Here is a 22,092-nt window from a genome sequence, read left to right as displayed (position 1 = left end):
GCTACTTTAAGGAATGGTAAAGTTTGAATCCTTTCCTATGCTAACGGCTTTTACTGCGGGGCTGTCCCTCATCGCGATTTCTGAGCTGGGAGACAAGACCTTCTTTATTGCCATGGTTTTGGCGACCCGTCACAGCAAGCGGTGGGTTTTCCTAGGGTCATGGGCGGCTTTAATTGTGATGACACTGCTTTCAGTGGCCGTGGGCAAGGTCTTTCAACTTTTACCGCGAGAGTTCACCTTCTATGCGGCGATTTTGCTCTTCACCATTTTTGGTCTCAAGATGCTGATTCAAGGCTGGCGGATGGGGGATAGCCCCTGTGAGGAGGAGTGTGAAGCGGCAGTGGAAACCGTTGAAAAGGCGGAAGCCAATCTCAGCCGTTGGGGCAGTAACCCTGCTTGGGCGACTTTTGTGGAGGCTTTTAGTCTCACCTTCATTGCTGAATGGGGCGATCGCACCCAAATTGCCACCATTACCCTTGCTGCCACCAGTCATGCCCTAGGGGTTGCCCTCGGCGCGCTTCTTGGTCACGGCATCTGTGTGGCGATCGCGGTTCTAGGCGGCGGCCTGATGGCTGGACGCATCTCCGAACGGACATTGACCTTGGGCGGTGGTGCCCTATTTTTAATCTTCGCGATTGTTACCGCCTTGCAAGGGGTGCCAAGGGCTTCTTGAGCCGCTTCTGAATCTAGAATCCAATTGGTTATAGGAGGCGGCCAGAGGTGGCAAACTCCTGCACCGCAGTGCGAATAAAGTCTTCAAGGGAGCGCACCCCGGCTTGATCCTCGAACACCTTCGGCAGATTGTTTTGAATTTTTTCGCGGATAAATTGGCGATACTCAGCGCTTTGACCCAGTTCAATGGCTTTTTGAATATAGGCAGAAACATCTGGCGCAATTAATTCCGGTAGCTCTAGGAGTGTGAGAATACCAGCGGTATGCCGCCCCCGCATAAAGCGTCCTGGTGTGGTCACCATAGGGACTTGGGCATAGTAGAGGGCTTCAAGGGTAGAATTTCCCCCTGACCATTCAAGGCTGTCTAGGAAAACATCGAGACAATGCAACATGGAGGTAAAACCATAGAAGTTTAAGGGGCGTGAGAAAAAGCAGTACGCCCTATAGTCAAGGTTTTTGGCAGCAAAAGCTCGTTCTAGACGTCCTTCAAACCGCTGGCGGCTGTTTTTGGTCATAAAGTGGGTAATAAAAACAAATTGGCAATTCCCGACTGCTGCGGCAATTTCGGGGTAGATGTGGTCAAACTGTGGCAGGTACTTAAAGACACTTTGCAGGCAACCGTAGATAACGGCATCGCTTTTGAGGCCGAATTCCTCCCGCGTAATGGGCGATCGCGGATCGGGTGGCGGGGGACTAAAGGCAATCCCCAGATTTTTTAGCCTGATCAGCTTTTCTGTGTAATGCGTTTCGCCATCAGGGGGTTCCATCAACTCACTACTGAGGAAATAATCAATTGTGGGTAAGCCAGAGGTGTCGGGATGCCCCCAAGACATACATTGAATCGGCGCTAATTTCAGAGCGGCAATCTTGATCAGTTCCAGATCCATGCCCAGTTCGGGGAAAATCACTAGATGTAATTGATCGGCACGAATCTGCTCAAACCATTCTTGAGGCGATTTAGTGCCCATGACAAAGCGATGGCAATAGCTCTCTGCGGCCCCTGTCCAGCGATCGCGATAATCTCGCACGTAGTAGCCATAAAGCTGAAATTGTGTTTTATCAAGATGTTTAAGCCAGCCGTGGAGCAGCAACTTCCAAACCGTATGCGCACGAAAGTGCCCTGAAACAAACCCAATCCGTAGGGGTTCATTGACCTTCACTGGTGGCATTGGGGGGTGTTCTTTGGCGGCTGGAATCACACTGGTCATGATTTCGTAGATCATCTGCCCGTACTGTTGTTGGACATCGCGGGTTTCTTTCCCTTGATAGGGCAGTAAAAATGTGTTCACATTCCCCAGCCACTCAGAGAGATATTGTTTCTTATCTAAAGAGAAACTTTGAAACGTTTGATAGAACTCGGCAACGGATTCTCTGATTTTTTGACGGCAATCCTGTAGCTCTTCTACATCTTTATAAACGTAAATCAAGTACCTCGTACACTTGAGAAAGTCAATGCCAATTTGCCAGTCAGGTCTCAGTTCAATCGCTTTTTTGTAGGCTGCTAGTGCCTGTTGTAAATCACTATCAACACCACTGATCATGCCCAACAGGTACCAACATCTTGCCATGGTGGGATCCATTGCTAAGGCATGGTTGAGGGCTGAGATCACTGCTTGATACTCATTCATCCTCCACTTATCAATCGCCAGTTTTTCCCACCCCTTGGCAAAGGCAAGGTGGCCTTTTTGTTGAGTCGTTCTTGCAATGAACTCTTCGATACACCCCATAACCTGAAACTTAGCAATCCCGACGGTATAAGCGCATGTATTTGAGGATAATCTCCCGTGCCTTCGGGCGTAAATCCCGTTTCAGTTGCGGATTTTCATCCACGTGATTCACCGCTTGCCAGACTTGACACCAACTGACATCAAAGAGGGTTTGTGCTTCCACAAGGCCGCGTACCATCGCGATCGCATAGCTTTCGGGGTCACGTTCCTGTGCCATATTGAGAAAAGACATCCCCCGCTGTGGTTGAAAGTAGTTGTCCATTGCTGTGAGATACCCTAGGGCCATTAACTCATCGGCGGTAAGGCTTTCCAGCGGGATATTTTCAGGGGTCGTACCCTGTCTTAGGGCAAGATAGGCGCGGTAGGCTTGACCATTGGCTTTGCCGTTGAAATCCCAGCCGAGGGCATTGATCAGGGCAGCTTTGTGATCTGTGGGAACCTGCGGCGAAAAGAGCCACTCCGACATTTTCAGATCAAGGCGGCCACTGCGCTTGGCTCGCATCACCATGGGGACATCGGTATAGGCTTCGTAGAAGGGGGTGGAGGTCAAGGGCGAATCTGCTCGCCCACTGTACTGAAGGCAGACCACCGTTGTCAGGGCAAGGGCAGTCGCTAAAAGAGGAGATTTCATGGACTTGGCCTCCAAAGAGTTATTGGGTTTGCAGTTGCGATAGACCCGCCCCCGGATAGTAGGTGCCTAAAATTTGCAGGTGGTTATAGCCGCGCTTGCCCAGTTCATAGGCACCTGTTTGGCTCATGCCACGCCCGCCAAAGACATCGCGCACAATGTCGTCGGTTGCTGCATACATCGAAACCATCACTCGTCCACTTTTGGTGAGGACAATGCCCCGCGTGGCTTGGACTGCCGCTTGAGTGGTGTTCCACTCGGTTTCAATCCCACGATACACCTGCCAACGCTCGTCGTTCCCCAGATCAAAAAAGCGGCTAGCGGGTTGAAACATTTGGGCAAGGGCATAGGAACGGGCGGCGATCGCCTGGGCTTTGAGGGTTTCCATTGGCCAGTCGGGATAGACCTCTGAACCCACGACACTGACGAGGTATTGTTCCAAGTCCACTTGATTGACGGCTGTAACCGTGTTTCCTTGGGCAATGAGGCGCACCACACCGCGATACCATTTATCGCCAACAAACGCAAGTTGATTGCTGGGGCGAATCCAGAGGGAGGGGGCAAGGGGTTGGCCATTCCAGAGCAAAAAGCCATCGCGGGCTGTGACCACGACCCCTTGGGAAGGGGTAAGCTGCGTCATCACTTGCTGTTGATCATTGGTGACAGCGGTAGCTACGGCGGTGCCAACGGTCAGTTGACTTTGATCGCGGGCGATCGCCACCCGCACTTGGGGTGCAGGACCTTGGCTCGGAGGCACGGGTTGCAGAGCAGGAGGGGGCACTGTGGGCAACATTGCCTTGGCGTGGGTAGAGGTAGCCGCTGATGGTTGGGGGGCTTGATTGGGGACAGTTGCTAATAGGGGATCGCGGCCATCCAAAATCGGCCGGGGCAGAGGTCGTTCAAGTTGAACTGGGTCAGGTAAAGGCATTGGTTCTGAGAGAGCCATCGGTGTTGGGGACAGGCTCCGCAAAAACCAGAACCCTAGACCCGCACTAGCGATCGCAGCCATCGTAAAGGAAATGAGCAAGGGTGAGTGTCCTCGCTTTGTCCCTTGGAACAGAACCCAGCCCATCCAAGTGTCATCTCCACTAGCACCTTGCCTATTGTATAGGGGAGCACGGAATTTGCCATGCAACATTTGCTGGTTTAGGGCAGAGAGGAAACTGCTACCCGTTGTAGCCATTGCTCCACCCTATCCCCATAAACAGCTAAGCTATACTCCTGTTCCGCCTGCTGCCGACAGGCCGCCCGATCAATTTGATCAATCTTGCCAATGGCAGCAATTAAGGCCTCGACAGAATCCGGGGTAATGAGAAACCCGGTTTGACCATCACGGACAATTTCACTCGGCCCACCGCGATCGTAGGCAATGACGGGAACGCCACAGGCAAGGCTTTCGATGACCACATTGCCAAAGGCTTCAACCCAGCGGGAGGTGAGTAGGAGAGCACGACACCGCCGCAAGCGTGCCTGCATTTCCTGAGTGGAGAAAAATCCCAAATATTCAATGGGGGCATTGGGGTAGTTGGCTTGAATGCGCTGCCAATAGTCTATATCTTGCAGTTGCCCCATGATTTTCAAAGGGGTGCGGGTGACATTGACGGCGGCGACAGCATCTTCGAGTCCCTTTTCGGGAGCAATGCGTCCCAGCCAGCACAGGGAATCCTCTGGCTCTGCACAAAAGTCATAGAGGGAAAGATCCAGACCACTGCCCAAACACACACAGCGATCGCCAAAGGGGAAGGTGGCCGCTTGGGTACGGGTATAGACACTAATGGTTCCCGGATAGTCATCAATGACACGGGCGATCGCCTGATCCATCACGTCTGAAACCGAGGCCATGCTCACCAAATGCCCCACCGGCCGACTCAAAAAGGGAGTGAGGTAAAAGGGCAGCCAGTCGTAGGCAAAGTTGACAATGACATCAAATTCCTGTTGAAGCTGCCGCACCCGTGCCCACATATTGGCTAACACACTATTGGCCGGCAGGGTAATGGGTTGATCGCGGCTTTGATGCTGCGCTGGCACTTGAAGGGCACCCGCTACTGGTTCAATGGTTGTCGCCACTGGCAAGTGGGAACCCTCGGGGGCCAGGATGTGAATGGTATGCTGGCGATCGCCCAAGGCCTGAGCCATATTGAGGATCGTCAATTCAACACCGCCCCCTTTTCCTGTGCCTAGAGGGCCAACCGAAGTGGAAACAAAAAGCAGCTTCAGAGGTCAACTCCTAGCGCAGAGCCTCAGCACCCGCCACCACTTCGAGAATCTCTTGGGTAATGGCGGCTTGACGCGCTTTGTTGTAGGAGAGGGTGAGGGTCCCAATCAGCGCTTGAGCATTATCGCTCGCGTTATTCATTGCTGTCATCCGCGCTGCCAATTCCGAGGCGGCGGCCTCTTGCAGTGCCCGTAGCAACTGGTTATTCAAGTACAGGGGCAGCAGGGCATCGAGAATTTGCACGGGATCCTGCTCAAAAATCATATCGGAGGGCAAAGCGGGCAAGGTTGAGGTGACTTTCTCGCGGTTAACTTCCAGATGCGAACCCCGCGTCGTCAGCCGAAAAATCTCATCATCGGGCGCCTCTAGCCCTTGGGGATCGAGGGGGAGCAGGGTTTGGACAACGGGCTTTGAACTAATGAGGGAGACAAACTTGGTGTAGATGAGTTCCACCCGATCCACCGTTTCCGAAAGAAAGAGGGAAAGCAGTTCACTGGCAATTTGACCCGCTTCACTGGCGGAGGGGATTTGCTCTAGGCCAGAGTACACGGCATCAATGGGATAATTACGGCGCTGGAAGTATTGGGCTGCCTTGCGACCGACAATGACAAGAATATACTTGACGCCCTCGGCTTCCAGTTCTTGGGTACGCTCCTTGGCACGGCGAATGACGTTGGTATTGTAACCGCCGCACAGACCGCGATCGCCCGTCACCACCAGCAGCGCCACCGTCTTCACAGGACGCTTGGCCAATAGCGGTAAATTGGCATCCTCAAAGCGCAGTCGGGTTTGCAAGCCATAGAGCACCTGGGCTAAGCGATCGGCAAAGGGACGGCTCGCCATGACCTGCTCTTGGGCACGGCGAACTTTTGCTGCCGCCACGAGGCGCATAGCTTCAGTGATCTTGCGGGTATCTTTGATTGTTTTGATGCGATCGCGAATAGCTTTGAGATTGGGCACGGTAATCTAGACTCCTAAGCAAAGCGTCCCTGCCCTAAGATTTTAGCCCAGAGGGGGATCGCCTAAGCAGTCTTTTCACTTGACCCACCCCTACCAACCAGCGTTGTGATCACAGGAACTGCCAAAGCGGCGACAGGGGGAATGATGCGGCCAATGGGCTGCGGCAGATTTAAGCTGACGCTCAAAGCAGAAACCACCGTTGCCGCAATGCCACTGATCCAAAGCACGGTGTCACGCCGCCGTTGTTGTCGCTTTAGTTGGCGATTTTCTTGGGCAGCAAGGGTGAGTTCAGTGGGGACAACGGTTGCGGATTGGTTGCGCAGCACCTCTAAATCGTGCTGCAGACCGAGCAGTTCATTTTGCGCTTGGGCAAGTTCCTCTTGCAGGCGATCGCGCTCCCTTTCCACTTGGGTGAGTTGCCGCGTTATCTCCGCCAGTTGTTGGGCAAGGCCGGCGTCTGGGGGATTACCGAGAAGGGCGGTATCCTCCAAAGGAGCGGGTGGTGAAGCAGCCAATACCGCCTGAAGTTGTTGTTCGAGAGCTGTTTTTTCTGTTTGCAGTGAGGCAAGTTGATCTTGAAGTTCTTGAATTTGTGAGACTTGGGATTGCAGGGTTGCCACTTGACTTTGCAGTTCCTGAATCTGGGAGGCTTGCAGTTGCAGTGTCACCAGTTGCTGCTGAAGTTCATCTTGCTGAATGAGAGCCTGGGCCAGTTCCTGTTCAAGATTTTGCCGCAGGCCGCTCAAGGTGGCATTTTCTTCCTGGAGGCGAGCAAGGTCTTGGCTCAGTTGATCTCGCTGCTGTTGAACGTTGTGCAGTTCTGCGGTGAGCTGGCTAATTTGCTCCTGTAGGGCTTGGTTTTGGGCGATCGCCCGCTGTTCTGCGGTAAGGGTGAGTGACTCCAATTCAGCCGTCAGGGAGTTGAGATCAATATCCTGTGCGGGAGGCTCGTCCAACTCACCCAAATCAGTAATGATGTTTTCTAGGAGATCGTCGGGTTGGTTGCTAGGGGGTTCTGGACTGGCCATGATCCTGATACCTGCGCGCGTGCTAAGAATTGCTCCAATTATAGCGATCGCCGTCCCTATCCTCTAGGCTAGAAGGCGTTCGTTCCTAGACCGACTCGACTAAAATGCTCAAACGCGAATTGGGGCTGTGGGGCGCCACTTTAACAGGTCTAGGTTCCATGATCGGTACGGGTCTGTTTGTCAGTTTAGGCATTGCCACCGACCTCGCTGGCCCTTGGGTGTTGATAGCCCTGATCCTAGCAGCCGCGATCGCGCTGTGTAATGGCCTCAGTAGTGCCCAATTGGCTGCCTCCCATCCTGTGAGTGGGGGCACCTACGAGTATGGGTATCGCTATCTTTCTCCCCCTTTCGGCTTTACAGCGGGGTGGATGTTTTTACTGGCCAAATCGGCTTCTGCAGCCACTGCTGCCCTTGGCTCTATGGCCTATCTCTTCCAATGGCTCGGCCTAGAGGACAATAGCGGGCGCTGGCAAATCATGGCTGCTCTGGGGCTACTGGCGGTCTTGACCTGTGTGGTGCTTTTGGGCATCCGGCGATCGGTGCAAGTGAATCTGGGGATTCTCCTAGTCACGTTCACCAGTTTGTTGCTCTTTGTCGGCATTGGCCACGTCCAACAACAGGGAGGGCTACTTTGGTCGGCAGCATCGCAACCACTCTCGCTCAAGAATCTTCTCCAAGCAACGGCACTGCTCTTTGTCGCCTATGCCGGCTATGTCCGTATTGCTGTGCTGGCGGAGGAGGTCAAGACTCCTCGGCGAACCATTCCACGAGCCATTGCCCTAGCCATTGGTATTGTTGTTCTGCTCTACTTCAGTGTTGCCTTGATTGTTCTGGGGAGTCATGGCTCTGGGAAGTTGACCACGGCTGCCTCTTTAGAGATTGTCGCCAGTGAATTGAGTGTCTCTTGGCTGCCGCCTCTGATTACGCTGGGGGCGATCGCGGCCATGGTGGGGATTTTGCTCAATCTGTTGCTCGGCCTCTCCCGTGTGGTGTTGGCAATGGCGCGACGGCGAGATTTACCGGCAATTTTGGCTCAGATTCCAGCCCAAGGAAAACAACCTGTTGCTGCCATTCTTGCGGTGAGTGGGGGGATTGCCCTCTTGATCCTGATTGGCAATGTAAAAACTACGTGGTCTTTTAGTGCCTTTAGCGTGCTGATTTACTACGTCATTACCAACCTTGCCACACTGCAACTGAAGGAGCCACAATTTCCCCGCTGGCTTGCGGTTGCAGGTTTAATCGGCTGTCTAGGGCTGGCTTTTTGGGTCGAAGTCCAAGTGTGGCTGTCGGGGTGTGGTCTCATTCTTCTTGGACTTGCTTGGCACTACTGGGTGCGGAGGGCAAAGGCCGTTTGAAAGTCTTGCCGGGTCATTGGTTGCGTCACCTCTAGCCCCTCACCCCCTAGGACGCGCAGGGGTTCACCCCCAATGGAAATCCAAACTGGCGCATTGGGATTACTCACTGTTGCTGTGTACAGTACCTGTCCTAGGCGTGCTTGCATCGAAGCACTTCCCCCCCCTTTGGTAAACTCTGGGGAGAGATCCACATGGATGCCATCGGCCTTGACTTCTACCCGATTGACACGGGTATTTTCCGGAATGCTGGTAGTGACATCTTGATTGGCAGGACCCGCCAAAAGCCGCTCGAGACGAGATTGAATAAAGAGTTCTGGCCGCGTTGCCGGGGTATTGATCCGTACCGTAGAGGGCACTAAAACGAGGCTATCCCCTTCATTCTTGACCCAAAAGATTTGAGTTTCCTGCTGCTGGGCAACTTCCGCCGGATTAGGAACCGGATCTCCCTGCCGGGGGGGACTCAAGGTTAGCCATGCCGCTGTGCCAGCCGAGGCAAGGCCAATAACCGCCAGCACAATCAAGGCGGGGCGGGAGCGGGTGACTTTTGCTACCATCACGATCTCTCCTTGGCGGGATGCACCTGCCTTTACCTTAGACGCTATGATTCAAGGGTAAAGTTCCAGTGCCTGTGGCCTTAGGGGCAGTTGCCCACTGCTTAAACTAGAGGATAGTTCTCCCCTTAGATCAAGTTTAAGTCATGGTGCAAACGACTCCCCGTGCAGAAGAACTAGCCACTGCCCTCCTTGATGCGGTTAGGATTGCTCCCCAAGATTGGCATCGCCTCAAAGGAAATCGCCGTGCCCGCGCCCTCGAACAGGCGGCTGCCGCTCTGGTCTATCTCCTCAAGGAAAATGATGCTGAGGCACTGGCGCATCTCCAACAGGCAGTGGGTTGGCTCGATCGCTCCATTAGTGCGCCGCCTTGCCCTACGCACCACCATTAGCGGTGCCAGCGTCGCCACCGAGAAACCACCAGATCGCTGGTGACATGAAGCAGTGCCGATAGCTCTAGGCCAAGGGCGATCGCAACTCCCCAGCGCCAGTCAATTCCCGGCCAACGATGTAGCCATTCCTGCACAAGGGAAAGGTGGCCTGTGAATGCGGCGACCCCGGCCACAAGACCCAGTCCTAACCCCAACCAAAAGCTGAGATAGAGCAACCGAATCACCGTGCCCACCACTGGGCCATGGGTCCAAAAGGAACGATGGTGAAAGGCTTTTTGGTAGGGTAGCCATATTGCCCGCAACCAGCCCCAACGGTAGTAGGGTAAAGAGGCGGTATCGAGGTCTGGACTGAGGAGAAAGCCGCCAATACCAAAGCTACTGCTGGCAATTGCCCCCCAGATCCAATCACGGGTGAGGGCACTGGCGGTGAAGCCCACAAGGGGCATGCCGATCCAAGTCAGGCGATCGTGGGTAGGGCCACTGGGCATTGAGGATTCCGCAGATATTTCCTAGGGCAAAGCTACGGCAAAACGGGCTAGATCATGCAATCGGAGAACTCATTGGCACCCGTGTGCGTCTAAGTGGACTTGAACCAAGCTGAAATTTGAATCTGATGAAGGGCGATCGCGCAAAACTAAATCGCAGGGTGTGCCAGTTCACATACCTGTCCCCGATCAAGTATGCTGAGCACGTTTGAGCGAGCGGCTTGGCTAGCCAACTCGGCAGTGTATTGTGCATCGCTGGTGGAGGAAGCGTGAATGGATCAACCGTGGCGTTCTTGGCAATTTCGAGCTGTAGTGAGTTTGCTATGGGCACCTGCCGCTGCACTGGTCATGGCTCAGCCTGCTTCAGCCAGCCGTCTACAATTGTGGCGACTTAACCCTGCCACCAATCAACTAGAAATTCGCACCGAACGCGCTGTTCAGCCCCGTGCTGAGTTGGTCTATAACCCGACCCGCCTTGTCATTGACTTGCCGGGTGTCGTTCTCGGTAGCCCCCAGATCAGTCAAAACTACAGTGGTGCCATTCGCCAAGTGCGGGTTGCTCAGTTTGACCCCCAAACGACGCGGATTGTGGTGGAATATGCGGCTGGTTTTACAATTGACCCGCAGCAGGTGCGCTTTCGGGGAGTCACGGCTAATAACTGGTTGGTGCAACTGCCTACCCCCCAGCAGCAAACAGTTTCGCTACCGCCGCCACCCCCACCGTCTCCTCCTTCTGCTCCTCCCGTAACGCCCACAGGGCCGCTGCAAGTGCGAAGTTGGCGGGCAGATGCCACAGGTTTTCTAGTGCTAGCCGATCGCCCCCTGCCCGAAGGAAGCTACACTATTCGCCGCCCTCGGCGCGATCGCATTGAAATTCTCCTCAGCAATAGTGAATTGATTCGCAACTTTAGTCCGCGGCGCTTGGAACTGCGCCGCTTTGGTCGGGATCGTGTCCGGGCAGAGGTACGGACTCAGAGCAATCGCCAAGTCCAAATTACCCTCGACATTGACCCTCAAGATGCCGATTGGCAAGTGACGCCCCGTAATGATGGCTTTGTGATTGTGCCTTCAACCACGGCCATTACACCCCCACCTCCGCCACCGTCCCAACGCCCTAGTGTGATTCCTGCAGCCAGTGCTCAAACTCCTGTCACAACGATTCAGCGCGTTGACTTGGGGGGACGAGAGTTGCTGATTCAGGGCGATCGCACCCTTTTCTATAACGTGGGCTGGGAAGGCAATCGCTATCGCATTCGCCTACGGCAAGCACAGTTGGACAGTAATCTGCGCGAACCCCGCCTAGTTACCGGTAGTCCCTTAAGCAACATTGAATTTCGTCAAGAGGATAACCAAACCGTCTCGATTCTGCTCACCCCAGCGCCCAACTTTCGCATCCTTGGCCCTCGTCCCCTGTCAGCTGAAGCGTTTGTGGTGCAAATTCAGGGAGCAAATGACCCTCCGAGCAGTACGCCCACCCCAATTGATATTCCCCCCACAGCAACCCCTCAGCCCCCCAATCAGCCCGTCCCCCGCGGCCGGTTTGTGGTGGTCATTGATCCCGGACATGGCGGACGCGATCCCGGTGCCATTGGTATTGGCGGCATTCGTGAAAAGGATATTGTTCTCGATATCAGCCTGCAAGTTTCCCAATTTTTGCAGCAGCAAGGTGTGCAGGTGATTATGACCCGCACCACAGACATTGACTTAGACTTGGCTCCTCGGGTCGCCATTGCGGAACGGGCACGGGCAAATGCCTTTGTGAGTATTCACGCCAATGCTATTAGTCTGGCTCGCCCCGATGTCAATGGTTTAGAAACCTACTATGCCCCCGGACGCTCCAGTCGTTTGGCATCTGCCATTCACAATAGTATTCTCAATTCCTTGAACATTCGCGATCGCGGGGTGAGGGCGGCACGATTCTATGTGATTCGCAATACGTCAATGGATTCTGCCCTTGTCGAGACAGGATTTGTCACGGGCGCAGAGGATGCCGCAAACTTTCAAAATCCTGCATGGCGGACGCAGATGGCACGGGCGATCGCCCAAGGCATTTTGAACTTTTTGCATGGAAGATGATGGAGCTGACGGGAGTCGAACCCGTGTCCGCCCTAGCTATTCATCGACTGCTCCTTCACAGGTTTAGCCTTTCTGACCCTCAGGCGGGAACTGTTCCTTATCCCGAACAGTAGGATGCTCTGGTAGAGTCTTTGCTAAACAGCCCACCAGAGAGAACTGCCTAGCGCATCCGTTGGGGTCAACCCGCTGCCCTTAACGGAGTCGGACAACGAGTGCTCGAACCTGTTTAGAGGTCTTAGGCTACCGCAGCAGCTTTACGAGCGAAAGGAACGATGTTGTTCGCAGTTACTTTTGGTTTGGACTCTGGATTAACGAGAGATAGCCCACTCTCGACCTGCATCACAGCCCAACTTTCACTAGGACGTCGAAGCCGTTTCAGCCCCTTGTGTAGAGCTACTCCTAAGTTAGCGCATTTTTTTGGAGTTGACAACGGCTAATTATTCAAGCGATCGCCGGCCAATGGTTCGCGGTTTAGGACGGGGTGCCGGGCCTGCCATTGCCACCATGCGATCCAACTGTTTGTGGTGGGCAAAATACTCTTGCCACAGGGCAGGGGCATCCAGCGTGTCACCCCCATGAGTTGTTAAGCGTTGCCGCACGCGACAGAGGACAGGCGTATTCACACAGGCACCCGCAATAATCACTTGCCCCTTACTCAGGGCAGGGAGTTCCTTGAGCAGATCTCGGCCAGCGGCTTCGACCCCATGTTTAAGGCTCTCTTGATCGACAGGGTTGACAATCCGCAGCATAAACTGGCTCATACACTGGGAGAGCACATCGCTATCCAGTTTGCCAGGACGCTGGGTAATCAGGCCTACCCCAAGGCCAAATTTACGGCCCTCACTGAGAATCGTGCGCAGTACCTGCTTACATTGGGAAGATTCATGGGCGGGGGCAAAGCGGTGCGCCTCCTCAATTAAGATGAACACCGGGTAGGGGAGGTACTGCTCATCCCCCTCAAAGACGCGGTCTTTTTGGGTATTCATGCGGGCATGGTTGGTTTGGCGCAAAATTGCCGTGGCAATCACCTGCTGCTCCTCAAGGGGAATCTCATTCATTTGCAGGATGGTGACTTGGCCGGGGGCAAACAACTCGCAGGGGGGCAAATGCTTGTAGGCATGGAAATAGTCAGAGCGCTGCATTTTTTCCAGCTTCCAAGCCAAGGCATCAGCCGAGGAACCCTGCTTGACATTGCCCTCTTCATCCTCAACGCGATCCACAGCATAGACCGCTGCAATCAAGTCTTCGGTACTCCAACGGCCATCTTTGAAACGACCGCGTACTTCGTCATAGGCTTTTTTGAGAATGGCCTGCTGGCGATCGCTCATCGGGGGGAGCAGCGTCAGAATATCGTAAAACTCTAGGGAAGAAACACGAATTTTGACCTCTTGGGGCGTAATAATTCTCACTTGGGGTTGATAGCCATCCGCCCCTTGAAAAGCGGGGTGTCCCCTCAGCTGCGCCAGCGTGTGGTATTCACCATGGGGGTCGAGGATCAGCACTGCGGCGCGATTTTTCGGCGACAGCAATTCCTCCACCAATACCCCTGCGGTATAGGATTTCCCGGAACCTGTGCCGGCTAGAATGGCCACATGCGTACTCACCAGTTCCTTGACATCGAGGGCAATGGGCACAGCACCCTCCTGCCGCAACAACAGTGAACCGATATGGGCAGCCCCCACCTCCTCTGGCTTTTTCTTATTGAGGACATGCCGCAACAGCGCATCGTCAGCTAAATAGACCTTGGCACCCGGCAGGGGAAGCCGCCGCAAATTATTAAAGCCAAAGACCTCATGAAATTCCCCCATCACTTCTACGGTCATTTCGTAGAGTTCCGCCGGTTCACAGGTAAAACCAATCAGGGCAGCCACCGCACCGGGATTCAGTTCGTGATCAGCAAACATCCGATCCGGTAGATGCTCAATCAGACGGCAGCCAGTAATCTTGCCCAAGACTTGGTGAACAGCAGCAGCATGGGAGTTTGAGGCCACACTTGGGGAATGGCTCAACTCATAATAGACAAATTCACCCATTCGCACAGGCTGGGCATCGGCAGTAATAAAGACGTACTCGCTACCGCTGTCTCCGGGGCCTTTGACAATGCCGACAATGTGACGCGAGGAATGATGACTATTCATAGCACGGGACGGGTTCCCCAACCAAGGGTGTAGTGTAGTTAACCCCAATCCTACGCGATTTTCTGATCAAGGGTCTGCAAGGTGCCTATTCCTCAAGCACTGGCGGCGGCCCACTGGGGGCAGGAATTAAAAAGGCAACAATGGCACCCAAGGCAAAACCAGCAACATTGCGCAGAACGGGTAGCCATTCTTGGGTGCGCACTAGAACAGGACCAAGGCCAAAGGCAAAGAAAAGCATCCCCCACAGGGGCGAAAAGAGGAGAATCCACGTCCAAGCCACTTTTTGATCCGCACGGCGGGGACGAGCCACAAAGCCCAAAATGATGCCGCCAAAGATGGAGGTGGCAAGGGTGAGAAGCCATTGCTCTTGGGGTAATCCCGGTACGGCACGGCACCCCCCTTGGGCAAGGCAGGTTTCAATGGCATGAAGCGATTGCAGGATGGCCTGATCTTCGCCGTTGTCACGGACAAAGTATTGATTGCCAAAGCGGGTTTGCAACTCAACCCAAAAGGTGCGCTGGAGGACGCGGTAGGCGGTGTCACCAACATTGAAGTTCAAAAGATTGCCGCCGCGCGTATCGGCCACCAGCAGAATACTGCGATCGTCTAAGTCCCAAAAATCCCGCACTGCTAGGCCGGGGGTGCGATCGTACTGGGTGAGGACGCGCAACTTCCAGCCCGTCTGTGCTTCAAATTCTGCCAGTTCGCTGTCAAGGCGTTCCTTTTGAACGGGTGTCAGAATCTGCGCTAAGTCAACGACATTGGTTGGCTCCGCGGGCAACAACTCTGGATTGTTGAAGCTGTGGGCAGGGGCGATCGCTCCCAACCAGCAGAAGCTCACAAGCACCATCACTAAACCAATTTGGCGAAACCAGCGCCGAACTTGTTGAAGCATCGTAATAAAAATTTACAAATAGGGCATCTTTTTTAATTATCTTAAGGGTATGCTGCGAAACATTGCAATCAGCCTCGGCGTCTTCTCAGATAATATGCAGCTTTTGTTAAACTCACCCTATCCTGAGAATCCCATTGCTATACTGCAAGTCTAAAAGTTTTGTTGTCCCTGCCTCATCAGTCACTCCTCACGTGCGATGCCCTACTCTCCTCAACTACTGCAATACCTTGAACAGGAACTGGCACTGCCGCCAGAGAGTATTGCGATGGCTTTGCGTCAGTGGCAACAGCAGCGCGGATCTTTGCCGATTATTCTTTGGCAGTATGGCTTCATTACCTTGGAGCAGTTGGATCGGATTTTTGAGTGGCTGGATCAAACGCGGGGCGATCGCCTGCCTAAGGCTCCGTAAGTGGCAAACTAAGTTTTCGACAACAATCCTCGGTGCCGTAGTAGAGGTTCAGTAATGGGTTCACGGCCGCGGAAGGCTTTGAAGATCTCCATCGGGGGTTGGCTGCCGCCAAGGGCAAGCACGGTTTCGCGATAGCGTCGTCCCATTTCAGCAATGGCTTGCTCGTTGTCTAGGCCTGCTTCCTCAAAGGCGGCAAAGGCATCGGCACTGAGAACTTCTGCCCACAGATAGCTGTAGTAACCCGCAGCATACCCCCCAGCAAAAATGTGGCCAAAACTACAGAGAAAGGCATCCTCGGGCAAGGGGGGCAAAATGGTTGTTGTCTGCGCTAGGCGATCGCGCACCTGTTGGGGGGTTTCTCCTTGCCCCGGTTGATAGCGATGGTGCAGTTCTAAATCTAACAAACTAAAGTGCAACTGCCGCAATAGGGCACTGCCTGCGCGATAGGTACGGGCAGCAACCAGTTTTTCATAGTAGTGTTCTGGCAGGGGTTCCCCCGTTTCATAGTGGCGTGCCATGCCAAAGAGCGTTGGCCGATGGTAGCACCAGTTTTCCATAAATTGACTGGGAAGTTCGACGGCATCCCACTCCACATTGTTGATGCCCGCTGCCCCCGCTTCATCCACCTGCGTCAGCATGTGGTGCAAACCATGCCCAAACTCATGGAAGAGGGTTTCCACTTCGCTAAAGGTCATCAGGCTGGGCTTGCCATCCACTGGGGGGGTTTGATTGCAAACCAAGTAGGCAACGGGTAAGCGGGTGCGCCATTCCCCCTGAATGCGATATTTGGCACGGCCAAGGCAATCGTCCATCCATGCCCCACTGCGTTTTTCGGCAGGACGGCTGTAGGGGTCAAGGTAAAAGTGGGCGATCGTCAGATGATTTTCATCGAGGATGGCAAAAAAGTGCACATCAGGATGCCAAACGGGTACTTGACCATCCGCAGGCACCACCGTCACCCCAAACAGTCGCTTCACTAGGCCAAATAAGCCCTCCAGCACTTGGGGGAGAGGAAAGTAGGGACGCAGTTCCTCATCATTGAAGTCAAAGAGCGCCTCCCGCTGCCGTTCAGCCCAATAGGGAATATCCCAGTGCTGCAGATCGGTGGCTTCGGGTGCCCCTTGGGCAGCAGCAAAGGCTTTCAGTTCTTCCAGTTCTTGCGCCGCCGCACGATAGCTGACTTGCCGCAGTTCCTCGAGGAGCTTTTCCACACTGGCCACACTATCGGCCATTTTGCTGGCAAGGCTGAGTTCAGCATAGGTGTTGAATCCCAAAAGCTGTGCCTCTTCGACCCGCAGGGCAAGGATGCGCTCAAGAATGGGACGGTTATCCCACTCACCACTGCTGGCACGGGAAATGTAGGCGCGATAGAGCTGCTCCCGCAAATCCCGCCGTTGGCTGTGCTGCATAAAGGGGCCAAAGCTGGGGAAGTCGAGGGTAATGTGCCATGGCCCTGTTTCGGGGGTGGCGGTCTCAATGCCATCTTGGCGAGCGGTTTGGGCAGCCAGCGCCAGTAGGCTGGGGGGAAGTCCAGCCACTTCATCGGGTTGGGTGAGCTTGAGGCGAAAGGCCTTGGTGGCATCCAAAAGGTTATTGGAAAACTGGGTGGATAGCTCGGCCAATTCCAGTTGAATGGCATTAAAGCGTTCCTTGGCAGCACCCGTTAGGCTGACACCACTGTGTTCGGCGTTGCGAATGGCGGCTTCGACAATGCGTTTACGCGCAGGGGAAAAGGTTTGGAACTCAGGACTGGCAGCCAGTGCCTTAAAGCCTTCATAGAGGGGGCGCGATTGACCCAAACGGGTGTAAAACTCCACTACTTGGGGTTGAACGGCTTCGTAGGCTTGACGCAATTCGGGACTATTTTTGACGCCGGTGAGATGACTGACAATGCCCCATGTCCAACCGAGGCGATCGCTCAAACGTTCGAGGGGTTCCACTAGCCCTTCCCACGTGGGCGTGAAGGATTGCTCGAGGGTCTCTAATTCTTGGGTGAGTTCCTGCAACAGTTGGCGCACGGCTGGCTCAACATGGCTCACCTCAATCTGATCAAAGGGGGGAAAACCATCGCCCCGCAAGAGGGGATTATCGGTGTGAGGGGAAGTCGCAATAACCATCGGTATCCTACTAACTGCGATTCGATTGCTGACGCGCTTGGGCGATCGCCTGCTTTAACTGTGCTAAGGCCAATTCTAACCGCGCTTCGGGGGCAACGGGAATCAACCCCTGAGCCGTCATCTCATGGATTTCAAAATGCAGGTGCGGACCTGTGGAGTTGCCAGTACTGCCGACAAGGCCAATAACATCCCCCTGCTTCACCCATTGACCGGGATTGACAAAAAGCTGTGAGAGGTGGGCATAGAGGGTTTGGTGCTGTTCTGGCAGGTGTTGCAAAATGACGGTGAGGCCATAGCCCCCCAGCCAGTTCGACTCAACCACACGACCATCAAAAACTGCCAACACGGGTGTCCCTTGAGGAGCGCCCAAATCGGTTCCCGAATGGAAGCGGCGATCGCCAAAAATGGGATGGATGCGCCAGCCAAAAGTTGAGGTAATGGGCACCGGAAACGGCAAGGGAAAGAGCATTTGGCCATTGTTGACCTTTAGCCAACGCAAGGGATTCGGTCCCGGAAAGGGCTGGCGTACATAGGCCGGCGCAGCCGTTTGGGCAGATGGCACAAAATTTCTTGGGTTTGCAGCCACCAAGGGGCGATGGGAAGCTGGAGCAGAAGGTGATGTAGCCGTGGGGGTCACTAGGGGGTGTGGAGCACCTTGGGCTTGGCAAATGTTGGGGGGAACGCCCTCGCTAACGATCGCTTGACAGCCTGTCGAGCGTTCTTGGATCACCACGGGGATAGAGCGGGCAGGCTTCAGGTTTTCAAGGGGTTCGCTGCCGGGAGGTGGATCCACGGGGTCTGTGGAGAAAACAAGAGGCTCACTGTCCACCGGTTGAACAGGATTGACAAGGATCGGTGCAGCCGCTTCTGGTTCAGCAAGAATCGTTTCAGCAACACTCTGGCGAGTCCCCAAGGCGGTTGTCAAGAGACCTATTGTCAGCCCAAGGGCAAGGACGCGCTGCTCGATCATGGTTCACCCCATCACACGCATTCCTTCAAATTCTAGGCGCAACCTTGGGGAATGACAATCTGCTTGGCCGCAAGGGGCTAGCGATCGCGAATTTTCATATAGGTCTGAATCACTTTGAGCACCATCGGACCTGCCACAGACCCACCCCCACCACCAGAGTTTTCGGCAAAGGCGACGACCACAATTTCCGGTTTGTCTGCAGGGGCATAGGCACCAAACCAAGTGTGGTTAGGGCGAGGTGGGTCTTCCCCGGTACCACTTTTGCCGGCGATCGCAACCTCAGGAACATTCAGGGCAGCCCCTGTACCACTGGTCACTACCTGCCGTAACCCTTGGCGCAGCACTTGAATGGTAGAGGGCTTTAAGTTCAATGATTGTCGCCAGCGATGGGGATTGTCGGAAGCAATCAGGTGTGGCCGCACTTTATAGCCCCCATTGGCAGGCACTGCAAACATGACCGCGGCTTGAAGCGGACTCACCTGCAAGGCCCCTTGACCAATGGCGGTAATCAAGGAATCGCCGTCGTACCACCCCTCGCCAAAGGTTTCTTGCTTCCACTGGGGGGTTGGCACAAATCCGGGAGCTTCACCGGGTAAGTCAATGCCGGTTTTAGACCCCATTCCAAAGCGATGCGCCCAATGAATCAGGGTTTCAGGTCCAATGCGGCGCGCCACTTGACCAAAAAAGGTGTTACTACTCCATGCCATGGCACCGGCAAAGCCCAGAGGGCCAAAGCCCGCCCGGTTCCAATCGTGGAAGGCAAAGCCCCCTGTGTAGAGGGCAGGATAGGTCATCAGTACCGTATCAGGGCTAAACTTCCCAGACTCCAGACCCGCCACCGTCGTTACGATTTTGAACGTACTCGCGGGAGGGAACCCTTGGAGGGCACGGTTGACAAAGGGAAATTGCCGCCGTTGTAGCTCGTCCCACTGGGCTTGGGTCATGCGGCGGGCAAACCAATTGGGGTCAAAGGCAGGATAGCTGGCAAGGGCAAGAATCGAACCATCGCGGGGATCCATGGCCACGATCGCCCCCGGCCGACTCCCTAGGGCTGCTTCCGCCGCTTTTTGCAAGTCCAAATCCACTGACAGCGTGATGTCATTCCCCGGTCGAGCCACCTTTTGGCCTAGAATGCGAATCACTTTACCTTGACCATCCACCTCCACCTGCTGACCGCCCCATGTCCCCCGTAGTACCTTTTCATAGGTGGCTTCGACGCCCATTTTGCCCATGACATCGCCAAGGCGGTAGCCCTGATCCCGGCGTGCTGCTAGTTCCTCCTCATTCAGTTCGCCGATGTAGCCAATGATGTGAGCTGCCGTTTCGCCGTGGGGATAAAAGCGCATGGCCTCGCGGTCAATTTCGACCCCCGTCAGGAAATTGCGGTGTTCTTCAAGGGCAACAATTTGCGCTTGGCTAATCCCTTGGGCAATGCGAATCAACGAAGGAGAATTCACCCCTGCTTGTTTGACCCGCGCTTCGATCTCACTGGCAGGGATATTGAGCACCCGCGAGAGAATGTTCACCGTCTGCGGCCATTCGGGCTTTTTCGCCGCAAGGGGCCAGAGAAATACCGAGTAGGAGAACTTATTTCCCGCGAGGATCCGCCCTTTGCGATCCAAAATCTTCCCCCGCTCCGGCGGTTTGGGAATTAGGCGAATGCGGTTTTCATCGGCCATCTGGCGGTTGCGATCGCCCTCAACAATTTGCAGATACCCCAAGCGGGCACCAATGCCCCCCAGCAAAAATATGGTCATGATCGAGAGCAACACCAAGACCCGACCCTGTTTGCCAACCACACGATCGTAGGCTTGGTAGGTGAGGGGACGAGGGGGACGGGTTTTTAGCATTGCCATAGGCAGGGGGGAGTTGAAGAATTGATCACTGAGGCTATTCAATTGCCACTCTATCAGATGCGCTAAGACCAGAGGTCAAGAATTCCGATAACCTAGAAGAAGTCTCTGTACTGCCGCTTCATGAAGCGATCGCGCTGCCGTCCCCAAGTCCAAGCCCCCAGTCAAAATCTGGACTCGTTCCTCGATGTCCTCACCAATACCGTGGGGGTGATGATCTTTGTCTGCCTCTTTGCCAGCTTGACAGCAGCAGTGTCTCCTGCTCTTGTGCGCACGCCCATTGCCCGCGAAACCCGCAAGCAGGTGTATTTCTTTGAGTGTCGTGAAAATCGCGCCCTGCCCCTTGAGGAGGATCAAGTCAGTGAGGCCATTGATCGCCACCTGCGGCGCATTACAGAAAATCCTTTTGCAGATCCCCACCAAATTCAGCAACAACTAGAGTCCTTTCGCCACCGTACCCGCCACTACGATGTGCGCTTGAGTCTGGTGCACAGCCAAGGGCAACCAATTTTGCAAACCCTTTTTGAACCCCGCGATCGCAGCGGTGGCGAATCCTTTAGCACGCTGGAAAAACCCGCGTCCAACTTTCGGCGTACCATTGATCGCCTCTCCCCCAGCCGCTATTCCCTTGTCTTTTTTGTGCGTCCCGATAGCTTTGATTGTTTCCGGGCAGCCCGTGCGGTGGCTTGGCGCAGTGGCTTTGATGTCGGTTGGGAACCGATGGCGGAGGGTCGCGCCATTATCTTTGTCAGTGGCGGGGGTCGCCGTGTCACTGTGCAGTAGTCCCAAGGAGGCTAAATGCTTGCCAAACGAATTTTGCCCTGTCTGGATGTGAAGGCGGGTCGCGTCGTCAAGGGCGTGAACTTTGTCAACCTGCGCGATGCCGGCGATCCGGTTGAACTGGCGCAAGCCTACAATGCAGCGGGTGCGGATGAGCTGGTGTTTCTCGATATTACGGCCACCCATGAAGAGCGGAACATTATTATTGATGTCGTCTATCGCACCGCGGATCAGGTGTTTATTCCCCTGACGGTGGGGGGTGGGATTCAGTCCCTGACGATGATCAAAGACCTATTGCGCGCCGGGGCAGATAAAGTCAGCCTGAATTCGGCGGCAGTGCGGCAACCCGATCTCGTGAATCAGGCCAGCGATCGCTTTGGTGCCCAATGTATTGTTGTCGCCATTGATGCGCGGCGCCAACTCCACTGCGATCCAGACCAACCCCGTTGGCAAGTCTATGTGCGCGGCGGACGGGAAGCTACGGGGCTAGATGCGATTGAATGGGCGGTGGAAATGGCTAAACGGGGTGCGGGCGAACTGCTGGTGACCAGTATGGATGCCGATGGGACACAGGCGGGCTACGACCTCGAATTGACGCGGGCGATCGCTGAGCGGGTGGAGATTCCTGTGATTGCCTCTGGGGGGGCAGGTACCTGTGAGCATATTCGCGCGGCTCTTGTGGAAGGGAAAGCAGAGGCGGCACTGTTGGCTTCGCTTCTACACTATGGCCAACTGACGATCGCCCAGATCAAGGACTATCTCCATCAGCACCAAGTGCCCGTGCGCCAAGAAGAACCCCTCCCTTGCCGATAAGCGAAGAGAGGGGCAGAACATCAACCTA

20 protein-coding genes and 1 other RNA gene are annotated in these 22,092 nt (G+C 54.7%); 7 read left to right on the top strand and 14 right to left on the bottom strand.

Annotated elements, in window-relative coordinates:
- The first annotated feature begins 37 nt into the window (after positions 1-37).
- Complete coding sequence (locus tag M0646_RS11135; protein ID WP_286625733.1) at positions 38-673, top strand: TMEM165/GDT1 family protein; 636 nt, start codon at positions 38-40, stop codon at positions 671-673.
- 28 nt (positions 674-701) lie between these two features.
- Here the strand turns inward: M0646_RS11135 and M0646_RS11130 are convergent, their stop codons facing one another.
- The 6 genes from M0646_RS11130 to M0646_RS11105 all read right to left on the bottom strand — a co-directional run bounded on the left by M0646_RS11130 (position 702) and on the right by M0646_RS11105 (position 7,230).
- Positions 702-2,300, bottom strand: coding sequence for a hypothetical protein (locus tag M0646_RS11130; protein ID WP_286625732.1), 1,599 nt, complete (start codon positions 2,298-2,300; stop codon positions 702-704).
- 109 nt (positions 2,301-2,409) lie between these two features.
- Positions 2,410-3,030, bottom strand: coding sequence for a hypothetical protein (locus M0646_RS11125; protein WP_286625730.1), 621 nt, complete (start codon positions 3,028-3,030; stop codon positions 2,410-2,412).
- A 19-nt stretch (positions 3,031-3,049) separates the two neighbouring features.
- Positions 3,050-4,099 carry a SpoIID/LytB domain-containing protein gene (locus M0646_RS11120; protein ID WP_286625729.1) on the bottom strand — a complete coding sequence of 350 codons (1,050 nt, stop codon included), beginning with the start codon at positions 4,097-4,099 and terminating at the stop codon, positions 3,050-3,052.
- Positions 4,100-4,173: 74 nt separating this feature from the next.
- On the bottom strand, positions 4,174-5,163 hold the full coding sequence (locus M0646_RS11115) for a glycosyltransferase family 4 protein (protein WP_286627190.1): 990 nt from the start codon (positions 5,161-5,163) through the stop codon (positions 4,174-4,176).
- 91 nt (positions 5,164-5,254) lie between these two features.
- Positions 5,255-6,202, bottom strand: a complete 948-nt coding sequence (locus tag M0646_RS11110) for a F0F1 ATP synthase subunit gamma (protein WP_149820854.1) — start codon at positions 6,200-6,202, stop codon at positions 5,255-5,257.
- A 62-nt stretch (positions 6,203-6,264) separates the two neighbouring features.
- A complete protein-coding gene (locus M0646_RS11105; RefSeq protein WP_149820852.1) occupies positions 6,265-7,230 on the bottom strand; it encodes a hypothetical protein in 966 nt (321 codons plus the stop codon).
- Between the two features lie 104 nt (positions 7,231-7,334).
- Here M0646_RS11105 and M0646_RS11100 point away from each other — a divergent pair, with 104 nt between their 5' ends.
- Positions 7,335-8,585 (top strand): APC family permease, encoded by a 1,251-nt coding sequence (locus M0646_RS11100; protein ID WP_286625725.1) that lies wholly within the window; start codon positions 7,335-7,337, stop codon positions 8,583-8,585.
- Here the strand turns inward: M0646_RS11100 and M0646_RS11095 are convergent.
- A complete protein-coding gene (locus M0646_RS11095) occupies positions 8,555-9,139 on the bottom strand; it encodes a GerMN domain-containing protein (RefSeq protein WP_190278078.1) in 585 nt (194 codons plus the stop codon). The two genes, M0646_RS11100 and M0646_RS11095, sit on opposite strands and share 31 nt — an antisense overlap.
- A 143-nt stretch (positions 9,140-9,282) precedes the next feature.
- Here M0646_RS11095 and M0646_RS11090 point away from each other — a divergent pair, with 143 nt between their 5' ends.
- Positions 9,283-9,528, top strand: a complete 246-nt coding sequence (locus M0646_RS11090) for a DUF6439 family protein (RefSeq protein WP_149820848.1) — start codon at positions 9,283-9,285, stop codon at positions 9,526-9,528.
- Here the strand turns inward: M0646_RS11090 and M0646_RS11085 are convergent.
- Positions 9,525-10,016 carry a metal-binding protein gene (locus M0646_RS11085; protein ID WP_286625723.1) on the bottom strand — a complete coding sequence of 164 codons (492 nt, stop codon included), beginning with the start codon at positions 10,014-10,016 and terminating at the stop codon, positions 9,525-9,527. The two genes, M0646_RS11090 and M0646_RS11085, sit on opposite strands and share 4 nt — an antisense overlap.
- Positions 10,017-10,286: 270 nt before the next feature.
- Between M0646_RS11085 and M0646_RS11080 the strand changes: the two genes are divergently transcribed.
- Entirely contained in the window at positions 10,287-12,089 is a 1,803-nt protein-coding gene (locus tag M0646_RS11080; RefSeq protein WP_286625722.1) for an N-acetylmuramoyl-L-alanine amidase, read from the top strand.
- On the opposite strand, the gene ssrA is transcribed toward M0646_RS11080, so the two are convergent.
- The 3 genes from ssrA to M0646_RS11065 form a co-directional block, all read right to left on the bottom strand.
- Positions 12,087-12,472, bottom strand: a transfer-messenger RNA (tmRNA) gene (ssrA, locus tag M0646_RS11075). The two genes, M0646_RS11080 and ssrA, sit on opposite strands and share 3 nt — an antisense overlap.
- A gap of 54 nt (positions 12,473-12,526) precedes the next feature.
- Positions 12,527-14,227 carry an ATP-binding protein gene (locus tag M0646_RS11070; protein WP_286625720.1) on the bottom strand — a complete coding sequence of 567 codons (1,701 nt, stop codon included), beginning with the start codon at positions 14,225-14,227 and terminating at the stop codon, positions 12,527-12,529.
- 85 nt (positions 14,228-14,312) lie between these two features.
- The gene (locus M0646_RS11065) at positions 14,313-15,077 is read right to left on the bottom strand and encodes a TPM domain-containing protein (RefSeq protein WP_399363249.1); all 765 of its coding nucleotides are present in this window, start codon (positions 15,075-15,077) and stop codon (positions 14,313-14,315) included.
- Positions 15,078-15,318: 241 nt separating this feature from the next.
- Here M0646_RS11065 and M0646_RS11060 point away from each other — a divergent pair, with 241 nt between their 5' ends.
- Complete coding sequence (locus tag M0646_RS11060) at positions 15,319-15,531, top strand: DUF2949 domain-containing protein (protein ID WP_149820841.1); 213 nt, start codon at positions 15,319-15,321, stop codon at positions 15,529-15,531.
- Between the two features lie 8 nt (positions 15,532-15,539).
- Here M0646_RS11060 and M0646_RS11055 read toward each other — a convergent pair whose 3' ends face one another.
- The 3 genes from M0646_RS11055 to mrdA form a co-directional block, all read right to left on the bottom strand.
- Entirely contained in the window at positions 15,540-17,648 is a 2,109-nt protein-coding gene (locus M0646_RS11055; protein WP_286649645.1) for a M3 family metallopeptidase, read from the bottom strand.
- Between the two features lie 10 nt (positions 17,649-17,658).
- Complete coding sequence (locus M0646_RS13255; RefSeq protein ID WP_286625717.1) at positions 17,659-18,618, bottom strand: M23 family metallopeptidase; 960 nt, start codon at positions 18,616-18,618, stop codon at positions 17,659-17,661.
- A gap of 77 nt (positions 18,619-18,695) precedes the next feature.
- Entirely contained in the window at positions 18,696-20,474 is a 1,779-nt protein-coding gene (gene mrdA, locus M0646_RS11045; protein ID WP_286625716.1) for a penicillin-binding protein 2, read from the bottom strand.
- A gap of 120 nt (positions 20,475-20,594) precedes the next feature.
- Here mrdA and M0646_RS11040 point away from each other — a divergent pair, with 120 nt between their 5' ends.
- Both M0646_RS11040 and hisF read left to right on the top strand, forming a co-directional pair.
- Positions 20,595-21,254 carry a hypothetical protein gene (locus tag M0646_RS11040; RefSeq protein ID WP_286649644.1) on the top strand — a complete coding sequence of 220 codons (660 nt, stop codon included), beginning with the start codon at positions 20,595-20,597 and terminating at the stop codon, positions 21,252-21,254.
- A 15-nt stretch (positions 21,255-21,269) separates the two neighbouring features.
- Positions 21,270-22,064 carry an imidazole glycerol phosphate synthase subunit HisF gene (gene hisF / locus M0646_RS11035; RefSeq protein WP_286649643.1) on the top strand — a complete coding sequence of 265 codons (795 nt, stop codon included), beginning with the start codon at positions 21,270-21,272 and terminating at the stop codon, positions 22,062-22,064.
- Positions 22,065-22,092 lie beyond the last annotated feature (28 nt).

This window comes from Thermosynechococcus sp. B3, assembly GCF_030323045.1.
Lineage (GTDB): Bacteria > Cyanobacteriota > Cyanobacteriia > Thermosynechococcales > Thermosynechococcaceae > Thermosynechococcus.
The sequence above is the reverse complement of the archived record's forward strand: the minus strand, read 5'-3'. Positions and strand labels throughout refer to the sequence as shown.

Bases quoted from the DNA above. Each gene is read 5' to 3' on its own strand.
- M0646_RS11105 (WP_149820852.1), bottom strand. From the start codon at position 7,230: ATGGCCAGTCCAGAACCCCCTAGCAACCAACCCGACGATCTCCTAGAA.
- M0646_RS11070 (WP_286625720.1), bottom strand. From the start codon at position 14,227: ATGAATAGTCATCATTCCTCGCGTCACATTGTCGGCATTGTCAAAGGC.
- M0646_RS13255 (WP_286625717.1), bottom strand. From the start codon at position 18,618: ATGATCGAGCAGCGCGTCCTTGCCCTTGGGCTGACAATAGGTCTCTTG.
- M0646_RS11090 (WP_149820848.1), top strand. From the start codon at position 9,283: ATGGTGCAAACGACTCCCCGTGCAGAAGAACTAGCCACTGCCCTCCTT.
- M0646_RS11125 (WP_286625730.1), bottom strand. From the start codon at position 3,030: ATGAAATCTCCTCTTTTAGCGACTGCCCTTGCCCTGACAACGGTGGTC.
- M0646_RS11130 (WP_286625732.1), bottom strand. From the start codon at position 2,300: ATGAATGAGTATCAAGCAGTGATCTCAGCCCTCAACCATGCCTTAGCA.
- M0646_RS11040 (WP_286649644.1), top strand. From the start codon at position 20,595: ATGAAGCGATCGCGCTGCCGTCCCCAAGTCCAAGCCCCCAGTCAAAAT.
- M0646_RS11055 (WP_286649645.1), bottom strand. From the start codon at position 17,648: ATGGTTATTGCGACTTCCCCTCACACCGATAATCCCCTCTTGCGGGGC.
- M0646_RS11120 (WP_286625729.1), bottom strand. From the start codon at position 4,099: ATGGGCTGGGTTCTGTTCCAAGGGACAAAGCGAGGACACTCACCCTTG.
- M0646_RS11080 (WP_286625722.1), top strand. From the start codon at position 10,287: ATGGATCAACCGTGGCGTTCTTGGCAATTTCGAGCTGTAGTGAGTTTG.
- M0646_RS11115 (WP_286627190.1), bottom strand. From the start codon at position 5,163: ATGGCTCAGGCCTTGGGCGATCGCCAGCATACCATTCACATCCTGGCC.
- M0646_RS11135 (WP_286625733.1), top strand. From the start codon at position 38: ATGCTAACGGCTTTTACTGCGGGGCTGTCCCTCATCGCGATTTCTGAG.
- M0646_RS11060 (WP_149820841.1), top strand. From the start codon at position 15,319: ATGCCCTACTCTCCTCAACTACTGCAATACCTTGAACAGGAACTGGCA.
- M0646_RS11085 (WP_286625723.1), bottom strand. From the start codon at position 10,016: ATGCCCAGTGGCCCTACCCACGATCGCCTGACTTGGATCGGCATGCCC.
- mrdA (WP_286625716.1), bottom strand. From the start codon at position 20,474: ATGGCAATGCTAAAAACCCGTCCCCCTCGTCCCCTCACCTACCAAGCC.
- M0646_RS11065 (WP_399363249.1), bottom strand. From the start codon at position 15,077: ATGGTGCTTGTGAGCTTCTGCTGGTTGGGAGCGATCGCCCCTGCCCAC.
- M0646_RS11100 (WP_286625725.1), top strand. From the start codon at position 7,335: ATGCTCAAACGCGAATTGGGGCTGTGGGGCGCCACTTTAACAGGTCTA.
- hisF (WP_286649643.1), top strand. From the start codon at position 21,270: ATGCTTGCCAAACGAATTTTGCCCTGTCTGGATGTGAAGGCGGGTCGC.
- M0646_RS11095 (WP_190278078.1), bottom strand. From the start codon at position 9,139: ATGGTAGCAAAAGTCACCCGCTCCCGCCCCGCCTTGATTGTGCTGGCG.